Origin of the sequence: Streptococcus pluranimalium (assembly GCF_002953735.1) — a bacterium.
In the GTDB taxonomy this organism is placed as follows: Bacteria; Bacillota; Bacilli; order Lactobacillales; family Streptococcaceae; genus Streptococcus; species Streptococcus pluranimalium.
In genome coordinates this window covers 321,625-334,722 of record NZ_CP025536.1, presented here as the reverse complement: position 1 = coordinate 334,722, position 13,098 = coordinate 321,625, and the positions used below count along the sequence as shown (strand labels likewise).

Annotated in this window: 16 protein-coding genes; 1 reads left to right on the top strand and 15 read right to left on the bottom strand. The window is 39.9% G+C overall.

Annotated features, from left to right (window positions below; translation table 11 throughout):
- Positions 1-39 precede the first annotated feature (39 nt).
- Entirely contained in the window at positions 40-1,188 is a 1,149-nt protein-coding gene (nagA, locus tag C0J00_RS01725; RefSeq protein ID WP_104967276.1) for an N-acetylglucosamine-6-phosphate deacetylase, read from the bottom strand.
- Positions 1,189-1,304: 116 nt separating this feature from the next.
- Positions 1,305-2,936 carry a Na/Pi cotransporter family protein gene (locus C0J00_RS01720; protein ID WP_104967275.1) on the bottom strand — a complete coding sequence of 544 codons (1,632 nt, stop codon included), beginning with the start codon at positions 2,934-2,936 and terminating at the stop codon, positions 1,305-1,307.
- Between the two features lie 166 nt (positions 2,937-3,102).
- Between C0J00_RS01720 and C0J00_RS01715 the strand changes: the two genes are divergently transcribed.
- Positions 3,103-3,756 carry a hypothetical protein gene (locus tag C0J00_RS01715; RefSeq protein WP_104967274.1) on the top strand — a complete coding sequence of 218 codons (654 nt, stop codon included), beginning with the start codon at positions 3,103-3,105 and terminating at the stop codon, positions 3,754-3,756.
- A 118-nt stretch (positions 3,757-3,874) separates the two neighbouring features.
- Here the strand turns inward: C0J00_RS01715 and yidD are convergent, their stop codons facing one another.
- The 13 genes from yidD to rhaD all read right to left on the bottom strand — a co-directional run bounded on the left by yidD (position 3,875) and on the right by rhaD (position 13,024).
- Positions 3,875-4,156, bottom strand: a complete 282-nt coding sequence (yidD, locus tag C0J00_RS01710) for a membrane protein insertion efficiency factor YidD (protein ID WP_104967273.1) — start codon at positions 4,154-4,156, stop codon at positions 3,875-3,877.
- Positions 4,153-4,878: a pseudouridine synthase gene (locus tag C0J00_RS01705; RefSeq protein ID WP_104967272.1), complete on the bottom strand. Its 726-nt coding sequence runs from the start codon at positions 4,876-4,878 to the stop codon at positions 4,153-4,155. Before C0J00_RS01705 ends, yidD begins: the two co-directional genes overlap by 4 nt.
- 9 nt (positions 4,879-4,887) lie before the next feature.
- Positions 4,888-5,451 carry an SMC-Scp complex subunit ScpB gene (gene scpB / locus C0J00_RS01700; protein ID WP_104967271.1) on the bottom strand — a complete coding sequence of 188 codons (564 nt, stop codon included), beginning with the start codon at positions 5,449-5,451 and terminating at the stop codon, positions 4,888-4,890.
- A complete protein-coding gene (locus C0J00_RS01695) occupies positions 5,448-6,155 on the bottom strand; it encodes a segregation/condensation protein A (RefSeq protein ID WP_104967270.1) in 708 nt (235 codons plus the stop codon). The genes scpB and C0J00_RS01695 overlap by 4 nt, the downstream gene beginning before the upstream one ends.
- Positions 6,155-6,895 (bottom strand): site-specific tyrosine recombinase XerD, encoded by a 741-nt coding sequence (gene xerD, locus C0J00_RS01690; protein WP_104967269.1) that lies wholly within the window; start codon positions 6,893-6,895, stop codon positions 6,155-6,157. Before xerD ends, C0J00_RS01695 begins: the two co-directional genes overlap by 1 nt.
- Complete coding sequence (cbpB, locus tag C0J00_RS01685; RefSeq protein WP_104967268.1) at positions 6,885-7,361, bottom strand: cyclic-di-AMP-binding protein CbpB; 477 nt, start codon at positions 7,359-7,361, stop codon at positions 6,885-6,887. Before cbpB ends, xerD begins: the two co-directional genes overlap by 11 nt.
- Positions 7,358-7,879: a metallophosphoesterase gene (locus tag C0J00_RS01680; RefSeq protein ID WP_104967267.1), complete on the bottom strand. Its 522-nt coding sequence runs from the start codon at positions 7,877-7,879 to the stop codon at positions 7,358-7,360. Before C0J00_RS01680 ends, cbpB begins: the two co-directional genes overlap by 4 nt.
- On the bottom strand, positions 7,861-8,832 hold the full coding sequence (locus C0J00_RS01675) for a nucleoside-triphosphate diphosphatase (protein ID WP_104967266.1): 972 nt from the start codon (positions 8,830-8,832) through the stop codon (positions 7,861-7,863). The genes C0J00_RS01680 and C0J00_RS01675 overlap by 19 nt, the downstream gene beginning before the upstream one ends.
- Positions 8,813-9,637: a glutamate racemase gene (racE, locus tag C0J00_RS01670; protein ID WP_104967265.1), complete on the bottom strand. Its 825-nt coding sequence runs from the start codon at positions 9,635-9,637 to the stop codon at positions 8,813-8,815. Before racE ends, C0J00_RS01675 begins: the two co-directional genes overlap by 20 nt.
- Positions 9,638-9,690: 53 nt before the next feature.
- The gene (locus C0J00_RS01665) at positions 9,691-9,933 is read right to left on the bottom strand and encodes a YneF family protein (RefSeq protein WP_104967264.1); all 243 of its coding nucleotides are present in this window, start codon (positions 9,931-9,933) and stop codon (positions 9,691-9,693) included.
- Positions 9,934-10,008: 75 nt separating this feature from the next.
- Entirely contained in the window at positions 10,009-10,722 is a 714-nt protein-coding gene (locus C0J00_RS01660; RefSeq protein ID WP_104967263.1) for a DUF554 domain-containing protein, read from the bottom strand.
- Between the two features lie 51 nt (positions 10,723-10,773).
- The gene (locus C0J00_RS01655) at positions 10,774-12,015 is read right to left on the bottom strand and encodes a diaminopimelate decarboxylase (protein WP_104967262.1); all 1,242 of its coding nucleotides are present in this window, start codon (positions 12,013-12,015) and stop codon (positions 10,774-10,776) included.
- Positions 12,016-12,196: 181 nt separating this feature from the next.
- Positions 12,197-13,024 carry a rhamnulose-1-phosphate aldolase gene (gene rhaD / locus C0J00_RS01650; RefSeq protein ID WP_104967261.1) on the bottom strand — a complete coding sequence of 276 codons (828 nt, stop codon included), beginning with the start codon at positions 13,022-13,024 and terminating at the stop codon, positions 12,197-12,199.
- Positions 13,025-13,098: the final 74 nt, after the last annotated feature.

Here is a 13,098-nt window from a genome sequence, read left to right as displayed (position 1 = left end):
GAATTGACTATAAAAAGCTGGGTTTCCCCAGTTTATCGTTTATGCTTCAAAAACTTTCTGTCCATTCAAATAAGTCGCAATCAATTCCAAATCATCGTCTAAGACGATAAAGTCAGCTGCGTAGCCTTCTGTTAATTGCCCACAGACATGGTCAATGCCGACGGATTTTGCCGGCACATAAGAAGCCATTTTAATCGCTTCTTCTGGTGTCGCGATACCCCAAGCAACCACATTTTTAATACCGTCTTTGAGTTTCAGAATAGAACCAGCCAGATTGCCACTATCTTTCAAACGAGCGGTTCCATTTTCAACAACAACTGGAAATTCACCTAATGTATAATCCCCATCAGGCTGACCGCCTGCCCGCATACAATCTGTAATCAAAGCTACATGATCGTGTCCTTTTTCACGCATGAGGATTTCACTAGCTACAGGTGACACGTGGTGCCCGTCTGTAATGAGCTCAGCATAGGTATCAGGAATATTATAAACAGCACCAACCATCCCTGGTTCACGGTGTGTCAAACCCCTCATCCCATTGTAAGCATGAACCCAGACAGAGGCGCCTGCATCTACTGCTGCTTTCGCCTTCTCGTAAGTGGCATTGGAATGTCCCAAAGCAACGGTTACTCCCTGCTGAGTCACAGTTGACACAAACTCTTCAACACCTTGTCGTTCTGGGGCTAAAGCGATTTTCTTAATCTTTCCTTGAGCCGCTTTTTGCCACTTGGCAAATTCTTCTAAGCTAGGGTCGAACATATAGTCTGGGTTTTGGGCACCTTTGTACTCTTCTGTGAAATAAGGACCTTCAAAGTAGATGCCTTGAATTTTAGCTCCTTTAACCTTCTCAGCAACACTAGCAACAGTTGCTGCTGCCTTTTCTAAAGATTCAGATGATGAGGTCAAAGTAGTCGGTAAAAAGGATGTCACTCCTGTTGATAAGAGGCCTTCACTCATGGCATGAATGCCTTCAGGAGAAGCATCCATCACATCCCAACCAGCATAACCATGAATGTGGGTATCTACCAACCCAGGAGCTATTTGCTTACCACTGTAGTCTAAAATGTCGCCATCAGTCGGCTTCTCATTCTGCCATCGGCCAAAATGACCATCCAAGAGAGTAAGGTAGCCACCTTCTTTAAGGCCATCCACAAAATAAAATCGATCAGCTTTTAAATATTGGGTCATATCTTTCTCGCTTTCGTCCTTTTTCTCCTATTATACGCTCTTAAATTATTTTTTCAACTGGTATATACCAAAACAAGCCATTAATTTTTTAAAAAAAGACCCTAAGGCCTTTTCTGTTAAATAACGTCTTCGATAACCTTCTCCACCAAGTTAATCCCATGATCTGAAATACGAGTGTAATGAGACAAGATATCAACATAGCTAATACCCGCTTGAGCTGAACATTCTCCACGATTCAGACGCTTGGTATGAACACGGCGATATTGACGTTCCAATTTTGCAATCTCTTTGTGGCGTTCCAAAAGTTCTCCAGCGAGAACCTTATCATGGTCAACAATGACACGAATACTATCTAAAACCAAACGGTGCGTCATGGTATACATTTTCTTGAGCTCAGCCTGTGCTTCCTCCGAGAAAATAACATTCTTAGACAATATTTCTGTCGTTAATTGTGCCAATTCGTTAGCATGGTCAGCGATACGTTCTAGATCTCGAGAAGAATCTAGAGAACTGGCGAGCACTTCATTTTCACTCTCATTGAGAGCCTCATTTGAGATATCAATGAGATAGCTCGTCAATTCTTCATCAATCGTGTTGACAGCATTTTCGTATTTCTCTACTTTAGTAGCATACTTGCTATCTGATGAAGAGATGTAAGCATATGAGGCTTCTAAAGCTTGAACAGCGTAGGAAGCAAGATGAACCAATTCGCGTTTAGCATTTCCAAGAGCGATAGATGGTGCCGATGTGATAAGCCCACGGTCAAGATAAAGGGCTTCGTATTTAACCACTTCGTCTTCTCCTGGAATAATCTTCGTTACAATATAAGCTAAGGCGCCAATAAACGGAAATTGAATTACTGTATTAGTAATGTTAAAGGTACCATGAGCAAAGGCAATCGTCATCTCTTTTGTTAACCCTAAGTTCCCTTGGAACCATTCGACCAAGTGTGTAAAAGGTGCCAAAAGAATTAAACAGATAACAGTACCAATAACATTGAACATTACATGAGCTCCAGCCACACGTTTAGCCGCAATGTTTGACCCTAAAGCTGCCAAAACAGCTGTAATGGTCGTCCCGATATTATCTCCAAAAAGAATTGGTAAAGCTCCCTGTAAATCAACTAAACCACCAGCATAAAGACTTTGTAAAATCCCTATTGTAGCTGATGACGACTGAATGAGAACCGTCAAAACTGTTCCAATAAAAACACCTTGAATAGGGCTATCACTCAAGCCAACCATATAATCTCGAAAGGCTTGAATATCCTTCAAAGGTGCCATTGCATCTCCCATGAGATTTAAAGCAAAGAAGAGGCCACCTAGACCGAAAAGAATTTTTCCTAAATTGTTAAATTTACGATTTTTCACAAATAAGAATAATACCGCACCAACAAATAAAATAGGCAGTCCATAGTCGCCTAACTTAAAACCAATCAGGAATGAGGTCACGGTCGTTCCGATATTGGCACCCATCACGATACCAATAGCTTGTCTAAGTCCCAAGAGACCTGCCGATACCAAGCCAACGGCAATCGCAGTTACTCCTGAACTAGACTGAATGAGACCAGTAATAACAATCCCAATCAGCACTCCTAAAAACGGATTACTAGTGTACTTGTCAATATAATAACGTAATTTATCTCCCGCAGCCTGCTGTAAACCGTCTCCCATATATTTGATACTGAAAAGGAAGAGTCCCAGACCACCTAGAAAAGTAAAGGCAATCTCTTGCCAGTTGATAGACATATGTTTATCCCCAAACTTTTTTATTTTGTCTACTAGACAACACTTCTATTTTAATAGAATATGATAAAGGGCACAAGGATTTTTTTAGAAATCTTTCCTTTCGATTTGCATTTTAAAGAATGTGATTTATAATAGTTAGAGAATAAGTTGATGCAAAGGATACCACATGTTTAAATCAAAAAGCGAATTTCTCTTTCTCATTTTATCTATCGTATTGCTTGTCATTACTGGTACTGTCTACACCATGACAAGCCGTTCACGACAAGAACAAGAAGTTACCCAAGTCAGCCAATCTACCCATTCTAGCTCCTCGGAAGCTACTAAACTTAAAGAAGCTGCAGAAAAAGCAATCAAGGCATTAGAAGAAAACCCTAACCAGGATACTTTAAAAAAAGCCAAAGAAGCCGTTAATAAATTGCCAAATGGCGATTTCAAAAAGCAGCTACAAGAGCAAATCAATACTATCGAAGCAAACTTGAAGCAAGAAGAGTTAGCTGAAACTGCTGTCACAACGGCTGAAAGCACCTTGTTAGCAGCAAATATTGAAACGGCTCAAGCAGATGTTAATCAACTAAAGGATGGTGATAAAAAAACAGCTCTACAAAAACGTCTTGATGACCTCCGAGCCGCTTTGAATATTCAAGCCTCTGTTGTGGAACCTACACCTCCTGCTGAACCTACACAGGCTACTGAAACCGTAGAGTACGTCGAAGTTTTAGAGCCAACTTATCAACCGGAGGATTATGCCCCAGCTGTTTCTGAGACTCCAGCAGTTGAAGCTCCAGAGTCAAACAGTGCTATTCCTACAGATACACCATAACTCGACAGACTCAACTGATATCGCTTATCAACCAGATACCCCCCTATAAGTCATCTAAAAACGAGTCAAGACGGAATACCCCTTATGGGATTTTCCTCTTGGCTCGTTTTTTTAGTTTCTATTTAATCATCTCTTTGTTACCCATTGCTGATTCTTGATGACAAGACTGACGATTTCTCCTCAATGAAAAATGATCTGGGACAGGATCAAGTCCTCTTTTTGATAGAGGATGACATCGCACAATTCTCGCCAAACCCATAATGACTCCTTTTAAGCCATGCTTATCAACAGCCTCAATCATGTACTGGGAACAAGTCGGTCTAAAGCGACAAGAACTCGGTGTTAAAGGTGACAGGTATTTTTGATACCAACGAACTGATGCTATCAATAAATGTTTCATTTGGTTTTATTGACAGCCATATTATGGAGCTGACTCACTTCTTTTTTATTCAATCGGCGAGATTCTCCTGGACGAAGTCCTGTTAAATCAAGGGTCCCAAAGCGTGTCCTTGATAATTTATCAACGAGTAACCCAACTGATTCAAACATCTTTTTGACCTGATGATTACGCCCTTCATGGATAATCAACTCAACAACAGAACGATTTTTATCAGCTTCAACTTTGATAATATTGTAGCGAGCTGGCTTGGTCTTCTTGCCATCAATCACAACACCACGAGTTAAGGGACGGAGATTCTCCTTGGTCGCAATTCCTTTCACACGCGCCACATAAATCTTATCAATCTCATTACGAGGATGAATCATCTTATCCGTGAAATCACCATCATTTGTCAATAACAGTAATCCAGAAGTATCCCAGTCTAAACGACCTACAGGATAAATTCTTTCCTTAACTTGTGGTAACAAATCAACAACCGTCTGACGACCTTTTTCGTCGGACACGCTTGAAATCACGCCACGAGGCTTATTTAAGAGATAGTAAACTTTTTCTTCATTATAAATCGGACTACCTTCGACTTCAACTAGATCACCTGATTTAACCGTTGTTGCCAACTCGGTGACCGTCTTTCCATTAATCGTAACCAAACCTTTTTTGATTAATTCTTCCGCCTTACGACGGCTTGCCACACCTGCGTGGGCAATATATTTGTTAATTCTCATCTTATTTCCTTATTCTTCTAGAGAGGGGACATCCGCAAACAATGCCACCTCTTCTTCTTTGATGTCAATGGCTGAGACGTCAACCAGTTCATCGAGACTATTGATTCCCATGTAATCTAAAAAGTAATCTGTTGTCGCATATAGATTTGGGCGTCCAAGAACTTCCTTCTTTCCAACCTCTGCAACCAAGCCAAAGGCCTGCAGTTTGCCGATAGCCCCACTTGAATTAACCCCACGAATCTCATCAACCTCAATACGAGTAATGGGCTGCTTGTAGGCAATTATAGATAGCGTCTCAAGACTTGCTCGAGACAAGCTCTGGTTAACAGGAGTATGAGCATATGACTTCAGAAGTTCTGCATAATACTCTTTAGTGACTAATTTATAAGTATTAGCTGATTCTAAAATGGTTAGGGCAGAATCCTTATCATTTTCATATTTTTCAACTAATTTTTCCATAGACTGCTGTAAGCCTGATGGCGGCAATTCTAATAGTTCTGCTAATTGACGGATGGATAATCCCTCTTCTCCAGCTACAAAAAGAAGGGCTTCAATTTGTGATAAGGTTGTCATGTTGCCTCCCTTCTTAAGGTAACGTCTGAGAAATTAGCCTCTTGCTGAACACGCACGACTTGCCTTTTAACTAATTCTAAAATCGCTAAAAAGATCGTAATCATCTGCTCCTTACTCTCAACTTCTTGAAATAATTGTCGCATGGACTTAGACTTTCCCACTTCAAGTTGGTCTTCAACAAAAATCATCATATCTTCAATACGATAATCGTCTGCTGCGATAGTGGTATGTTCCTGGTTGAATGCTGCTTGCTTTTGAGCCATGATTTTTGAAAAAGCAAGATAGAGATCCAAGGTCGTCTTATCTTCTTTTAAAGTCACGTCTTCAGACACAATCTCTGTCTTAGCTTTAGAAAATAATTTAGCTCGCTCTTGGTGCTGTTGATCTAACTCTTGCGAGATAGCCTTGAAACGCTTGTACTCTTCGATTTGCGAGAGGAGTTCCATTTCAAGATCCTCTTCAAGAGGACTTTCTTCTACTATTTTTGGTAACAGTTTACGGCTCTTGATTAGCATGAGCTGGCTAGCCATGACCATATACTCACCAGCCACTTCCAACTTCATAGCCTGAAGTGTTGCTAAATAGGCCAAATATTGCTCGATAACCTCGACTAAAGGCACATCATAAATATCCACTTCATACTTTGACACCAAGTGCAAAAGTAAATCAAGAGGACCTTCAAAATCTTTTAATTTTATATCCATTATTTGAAATATTTCTCAAGTGTTTGGGTTGATTTTAAACCTAGCTCTTTAGCAATTTCTGTCTCTGATTTTCCTAAAGCTATTTGATTTAAAATATACTGATGCCGCAAGTCTTGAGCAGTTAGATGGCCCAAGGCAAGACTCTTTAAATAAGCTTTCAACTGTAAAAAAAACCACTGACGGGAATAAGTCTTCCCCTTGTTATCAAAGAGATAGCCCTCGTCAGATACTTGCGGAAGTTGCTGCACAATCAATGGTGGCAACTGCAAAATCCGAACTTGTCCTTCTTTTTCAACCTTTAAAACCTTAAACTCAAGGTCAATCATATCTCCCTTAAGTTCCGCCATTTCTTTCATTGTCACACCCATCAGAGCTAACAATGATGCAATTAAGCGACCTTGCGTATAATCCGTTTCTGCCGTCAAAAAAGTCAAATCACAGTCTTGAAAAGGCTTCAATTCTGGCGAAACCTGTTTCACCTTTTTCAAACGGTGATAGCGATCAAGATGACCTGCTTCGTAGAGATAGAGTAAAAATTGATTGACCGAGGACTGTTTACGCTTCTGGGCACTAACTTTTAAGGATTTCAAAAATTCTTGATAATAAAGTAAGCTGGTGTCATTGATGTGACTTTCTACTAAGTCCAGAAACTGCCTTAAATCATAAGAATAGGATTGTTGAGAGGCAACTGAGATGTTTTTTTCAGCTAAAAAAGCGGTAATGGTCTCTTTAGTTATCATCTTTTTCTTTTGGTATGATGTCATAATCCTCTGTAAAATCATGCAATAGGGCATTAACAGCCTTTAGGATAGATTTCCTTGTGATAATTCCCATAAAATGCTGATCCTTATCTAAAACTGGCAAGAAGGGATTATCCACAAGTTTATGCATGATTTCAGTTAGGGAAGCATCTAATAAAATTGTTTCGACTTTATCATTGACCGCTACAGCCACATCTGTTTGCGAGAGTTCCCAATCTGCCAAATTGTGTTCCCCTTGATAGTGCATCATGTCAGAAATCGACACCGTTCCACAATAATGTTTCTCTTTTGTGATAACAGGAATACGCGAATAACCATTACTCGTCATCAAAAGAAGTACATGGTCCATATTATGCGTATCAACCACAATAGCTAAATCTTTTGATGGAATCAAGTAATGCTCCGTATAGTTTAATAAAAAATCTTCAAACGCTTTTGCAATCATCTTGTAAATTCCTGTGATAACCCTGGGTAAACTTGGTGATGGAGATCTAAAAAATCAACGGTAACAGTGCTGCTTGATACGACAATCTTGGCATAGAGTTTTTCATTGATATCACCGCGTGGCTGCAAAACAGAACCTGGATTGATGAAAACAATGCCTTCTTCCTGCCAAGCTGCGGCACGATGCAAATGACCATAAAGACAAATATCTGCTTGGGCTTGCTGAGCGAAGTAAATCAAACGATCCCACATGAAGTTAATATGGTATAGGTGTCCGTGCGTCTGAGCTACTGTCAAACCAGATAACTTAACAACATTATCATCTGCATAGCCAGAATCATAGTCGCAGTTTCCTTTGACAACATGTATCCCTTGCCAAACAGAATCATCAGATGGCAATTCAGAATCGCCATTGTGAAAAATAGCATCTACTTTTCCCTGATAATGAGCTTTTATCTCTTCAACGACTGTTTTATCTCCATGAGAATCACTCATGACAATTAGTGTTTGTTCTGCCATGTTGGAAATTCCTCCATCAGTTTTTTCATCGCTAAACCGCGGTGAGAAATAGCATTTTTTTCTTCCGGACTAAGCTGCGCAGCTGTTCGACCAGTCTCTCCAACAAGGAAAAGCGGATCATAACCAAAGCCATCTTCTCCTTTGAGTTCAAAGGCAATATAGCCCGGCCAGTCAGCAGCAACAACAAGACTGTCCTTATCTGGTGCAGCTACTACCAAGGTCGAATGAAATTGTGCACTACGATTTTCTTGCTCAAGAACCATAGCCAACTCATGCAAGAGTTTAGCATTGTTTTTCGCATCCGTTGGTTCTGGTGCTGAAAAACGAGCTGACCAAACGCCTGGCAAACCACCCAAAGCATCTACTTTCAAGCCTGAGTCGTCTGCTAAGACCATACGCCCAGTCAATTTTGAAATGGTCTCAGCTTTTAGACGGGCATTCTCTTCGAAAGTCATGCCGGTCTCTTCGACTTCAGGAAGGTCAGGATAGTCATTGAGACTTTCCAATTCGATTCCTAAAGAAGCAAACATCTTACGGAACTCCTTGACCTTGCCCTCATTATGCGTAGCAATGAGTAACTTATCACCAAAGTCTGACATACCTCTTCCAAAAAAGTAGTTCACTGCAATACCACCATCAGGAAGATAGACAGCCAAGAGTTGGTCAGCTTCTGTAACAAGGACAGCACCTTGATGGCGTTTAATGTGTAGATTGCGCTTCATTTCTTGATTAATCACATCAACTAAAAAAGCGATTAATTGAACGTCATAAGATAACTGAGCGATATGGACTTGTAAACTCTCAACACCTAGTCTTTTTAAAAGACTGTGAAAAATATCTTGACTCTTTTCATAATCAGTGTCATTCCCAAAGCAAGTCAAGTAATTAAAGTCTGCCCATTTACCAATAAACCAGTTTTGGTCATCTTTATATTCATAAATCTGATGTGTCATTCAAAGCCTCCTCTAAGTTAACATGCTCCACACGGATGTTTTGCCCTAACCAACTTTCCGCAATTTCTTGAAAGCTAGCAACACCAGCTGTTGTATAGAAACAATGCTGCTGATGTTTTGCTTCTCGATTGCGATTGATTTCAAAATAATTAAGTAAAACTGAAATGTCACGAACTGTCTCCGCACCGCTGTCAATCAGCTTTACTTCTGGTCCCATGACATTTTGAATAATGGGACGTAGCAAGGGATAGTGAGTACAGCCCAAAATTAAAGTGTCTACCTGCCCAACCAAAGGTGCTAATGTCTCGTAGACAATCTTTTTAGCAATACTTGACCCTGTTTCATTGGATTCAACCAAGGGAACAAACTTGGGACAAGCCATAGAAGTAACTTCTATTTGCGGATCCAAAAGTTGAACCTTTTGCTGGTAAATATCTGATGTCACAGTCATCGGAGTCGCTATCACACCTACTTTTTTACTTTGTGTTGTCTTAATCGCTGCGCTTGATCCTGGCAGGATAACCCCTAAAACAGGAATATCCAATGCCGCCTTGATTTCTTCCCAAGCTACAGCTGTCGCTGTATTGCATGCAATAACAATCATTTTGACGTTTTTCGTCAAGAGAAAATTCACCAATTGCCAAGTATACTCTCGAATCTGATCTGCAGGTCGTGGCCCATAAGGTGCTCTAGCTGAGTCACCTATGTAGATAATATCTTCGTGAGGGAGTTGTCGCATCAATTCCCTAACAACTGTCAAGCCTCCAACACCTGAATCTAAAAAACCAATGGGACGGTTATCCATAGTCTCTTCTTTCTAAAAAGGGTTGAGAACTCTGCTCCCAACCCCTCTTAATCTTATTTATTCTTTTTAGCAGCGGCTGCTTTTGATTGTTTAACGATATTACGGTAAGTTTGTTGTACTTTCGCTTCGTTTGGTTTTTGACCCATTTGGCTCATCATCTCGCGGATGGCGTCTGGTGTCAAACGTGGGTATTGACCGATTTCTTTTTCGATTTGTTTACGGGCAATGAAAATACCACCAAATACACCTGCGATTGCTGCTAATACAACGATTAAAATCCATAATGCTGTTGACATATTTTTGATTTCTCCTAGTCTTATTTACCGTCTTATTATAGCAGAAAAGTTATCGCTTTACAAATGTCAGAACACTTAAATATATGCTATCAAGACAGCGATAAGTAATGCTGGTAACAAATTAGCTAGTCTGACTTTTTGTCCAAAAACAAGGTTTAACCCTACACAAAAAATTAAGACTGAGCCAACTAAGCTGATGTTAGCAAGTGCTACTTCCGTCATCATGGGTTTGATGAATTGCGCCAAAAGCGTGATAAAACCTTGAAAACATAAAACTGGAATAGCTGAAAAACCAGCACCTTTACCTAAACTAGAGGCCATAACCAAGATGATAATAAAATCCAAGATAGCCTTTGTAATCAAAATGCTAGGATCTCTAAGAATCCCATCTTGAATAGCACCAACAATACCCATGGCACCAATGCAAACCGTCAACGAAGCAGTCACAAAAGCCGAAACAAACTGGTTGTCATTGGCATTACCAGATTTCTCTTGAAGCCAATAACCCAAACGCTCAAAGCCATCTTCTATCCCTAACCATTCTCCGATTAATCCTCCGATAGTCATTGACAAGACAAGCAACATAGCCTGACCGCTGCTTAATTTCCCATCCGAGAGGCTAAGCATGCCCTCCATAGTACCTGAAATACCAATAAACATGACACTAATCCCAGCAGCAACCATGACGGTTTCTTGATGTCTTTGCTTGAGATGATGCCCAAAAAGGCTACCGATAATACCAGCAGCGATAATCGCCCCTGTGTTAATAAGTGTTCCTAAACCAAACATAAAACTCCTTTATAAGAAAAAACTGGACCGCAATCCAGCCTTTTTATACTATTAATCAAAATCAAATCCCGTAATCGTCGCAAAGTAATCTTCTGGTGTCTCTGCGCGACGAATCAGACGAGCACTTCCATCCTCTTGATAGAGAATCTCTGCTGAACGCAAGCGTGCATTGTACTGATAACCCATAGAGAAGCAGTGTGCACCCGTATCATGAATAACTAAGCTATCTCCAACACGTGCCTGTGGTAATTCACGTTGTTTGGCAAATTTATCATTGTTCTCGCAGAGTGATCCAACGACATCAACTACTTCTACAGGTCCACCAGGATTGCTGATATTGGTGATGTGGTGATATGAGCCATACATGGCTGGGCGTAAGAGATTAGCAGCTGATGCATCTACGCCAACGTAATCACGATAGGTTTTCTTGCGATGTAAGACTTTTGTGACCAAAAGACCATGCGGTGCCAACATAAAGCGTCCAAGTTCTGTAAAGATGTTAATATCTCCAAGACCAGCAGGTGTCAAAACTTCGTCATAAACCTTACGGACACCTTCACCAATAACTGCAATATCGCTGGCTTCTTCCTCAGGGCGATAATTGACACCAATCCCACCAGATAAGTTGATAAAGCTGAGTTCTACGCCTGCTTCATCACGGATTTCCACGGCTAGGGTAAATAGCTGACGCGCCAGTTCTGGATAGTAATCATTCGTAACGGTATTGGAAGCTAAGAAGGAATGGATCCCAAATGTCTTGACGCCTTCTGCTTTCAAATCCTTAAACCCTTGAATAAGTTGGGCGCGCGTCATGCCAAATTTAGATTCTTCAGGGTTGTCCATAATGTCCGTTCCAAGTGAGAAAACACCTCCTGGATTGTAGCGAAGCGATACTGTCTCTGGTAAACCGACAGTTTCTTTGACAAAATCAATCATTTCATAAGCATCTAGATTGATCGTCGCTCCGATTTCTTTGGCATATTGGTACTCAGAGGCAGGCGTGTTGTTGGATGAGAACATGATATCCTTAAATCCCATTTTATGACTCATCAAAAGTTCCACACCTGTCGCACAATCCACACCACAATTCTCCTCTTGAAGAATTTTCAAAATAGCAGGCGTTGGTGTTGCCTTAACGGCGAAGTATTCTTTGAAACCCTTGTTCCATGAAAATGCCTTGTTTAAGGCACGCGCCTTTTCACGAATCCCCTTCTCATCATAAAGATGGAATGGTGTTGGGAATTGCTCAGTAATTTTATCCAACTCTTGACGAGAAATAAAAGGTGTTTTCATAAGAATCTCCAAATCTTCAAAATATTAGGATTATTATAGCATAAAAAAAACGTCCAGTGGACGTTTTTTTCCCGAGTTTAGGAATAAAATATCATAAATAACAAATCTAATTTGTCAAGTCATATCATATTATCTTATCAAAAATAGCATAGCAATAATTTGATAAGATTTCTATAAATTACTATAAGTATTTCCCAACTACTCCCAAAGCTCGGCAAACTGCACGTAAATTATCCTTCGTCAAAACATTATTTTCTGAGACAGATTTACCACTTATTTGTTGCAGTTTCAACGCTAATCCAGCAGCTTTATTAGCTGTTTCAATTAATCCAAAACAATCTTGGTAATCACACCCTGTCGAAAGAACACCATGCTGAGACCAGACAACCAAACGATGATCCTGTAATAACTCAGCTGTATTTTTACCTAGATTTTTTGTACCTGGGACATCCCAAGGAAGCACTCCTATTCCATCTGGAAAAACAACTATCGACTCAGTTAAGACAGACCATAAATCAAGTGTTAAACTTTCACTAGTAATACCATTCAACAGAGAATACAAAACAATATTATTAGCATGATTATGAATAACTACCCTACTATTTTTATCATATTTCATTCTTGCTGAGTGGGCAAGAATATGCATGAAAATTTCACTTGTCGGTTTCTTTCCTGTATTAAATCCTGCAACTTTGATATACCCCTTATCCGTCAAACGAATAATACCTGAATCAACTGACACCTGATGTTTTAATTTTCTAAAATGACTAAACGTTGCTGTAATCAACAAATACTGATTCTGAATATTATCAGGGATTGGCATAACTTCAACTTCTTGTTCATCAGTATATAGTTGATAATCCGTATCTTTGAGGTCACTTTCTAAATTGGTGATATCCGATGGAGTCAAACGATAACTAACATTACCGCCATTATATTCATCCCAGCCTTGTAACCACATATCATTTGTTACTTCGATTAATTCTTCAATGTATTTTGGATATTTCATTTTAAAAGCCTCTATATTTCTAATATAGTAAAACCTCTGCAAAGTAGCAGAGGTTACGTTCATAAGGAGTAAGC

What these genes read in the sequence shown, in the direction of transcription:
- rhaD (WP_104967261.1), bottom strand. Translation starts at nt 13,024, where the DNA reads ATGAAATATCCAAAATACATTGAAGAATTAATCGAAGTAACAAATGAT.
- C0J00_RS01680 (WP_104967267.1), bottom strand. Translation starts at nt 7,879, where the DNA reads ATGGCAGAACAAACACTAATTGTCATGAGTGATTCTCATGGAGATAAA.
- C0J00_RS01675 (WP_104967266.1), bottom strand. Translation starts at nt 8,832, where the DNA reads ATGACACATCAGATTTATGAATATAAAGATGACCAAAACTGGTTTATT.
- racE (WP_104967265.1), bottom strand. Translation starts at nt 9,637, where the DNA reads ATGGATAACCGTCCCATTGGTTTTTTAGATTCAGGTGTTGGAGGCTTG.
- C0J00_RS01715 (WP_104967274.1), top strand. Translation starts at nt 3,103, where the DNA reads ATGTTTAAATCAAAAAGCGAATTTCTCTTTCTCATTTTATCTATCGTA.
- C0J00_RS01660 (WP_104967263.1), bottom strand. Translation starts at nt 10,722, where the DNA reads ATGTTTGGTTTAGGAACACTTATTAACACAGGGGCGATTATCGCTGCT.
- C0J00_RS01655 (WP_104967262.1), bottom strand. Translation starts at nt 12,015, where the DNA reads ATGAAAACACCTTTTATTTCTCGTCAAGAGTTGGATAAAATTACTGAG.
- cbpB (WP_104967268.1), bottom strand. Translation starts at nt 7,361, where the DNA reads ATGATTGCAAAAGCGTTTGAAGATTTTTTATTAAACTATACGGAGCAT.
- nagA (WP_104967276.1), bottom strand. Translation starts at nt 1,188, where the DNA reads ATGACCCAATATTTAAAAGCTGATCGATTTTATTTTGTGGATGGCCTT.
- xerD (WP_104967269.1), bottom strand. Translation starts at nt 6,895, where the DNA reads ATGATAACTAAAGAGACCATTACCGCTTTTTTAGCTGAAAAAAACATC.
- C0J00_RS01665 (WP_104967264.1), bottom strand. Translation starts at nt 9,933, where the DNA reads ATGTCAACAGCATTATGGATTTTAATCGTTGTATTAGCAGCAATCGCA.
- C0J00_RS01695 (WP_104967270.1), bottom strand. Translation starts at nt 6,155, where the DNA reads ATGGATATAAAATTAAAAGATTTTGAAGGTCCTCTTGATTTACTTTTG.
- C0J00_RS01720 (WP_104967275.1), bottom strand. Translation starts at nt 2,936, where the DNA reads ATGTCTATCAACTGGCAAGAGATTGCCTTTACTTTTCTAGGTGGTCTG.
- scpB (WP_104967271.1), bottom strand. Translation starts at nt 5,451, where the DNA reads ATGACAACCTTATCACAAATTGAAGCCCTTCTTTTTGTAGCTGGAGAA.
- C0J00_RS01705 (WP_104967272.1), bottom strand. Translation starts at nt 4,878, where the DNA reads ATGAGAATTAACAAATATATTGCCCACGCAGGTGTGGCAAGCCGTCGT.
- yidD (WP_104967273.1), bottom strand. Translation starts at nt 4,156, where the DNA reads ATGAAACATTTATTGATAGCATCAGTTCGTTGGTATCAAAAATACCTG.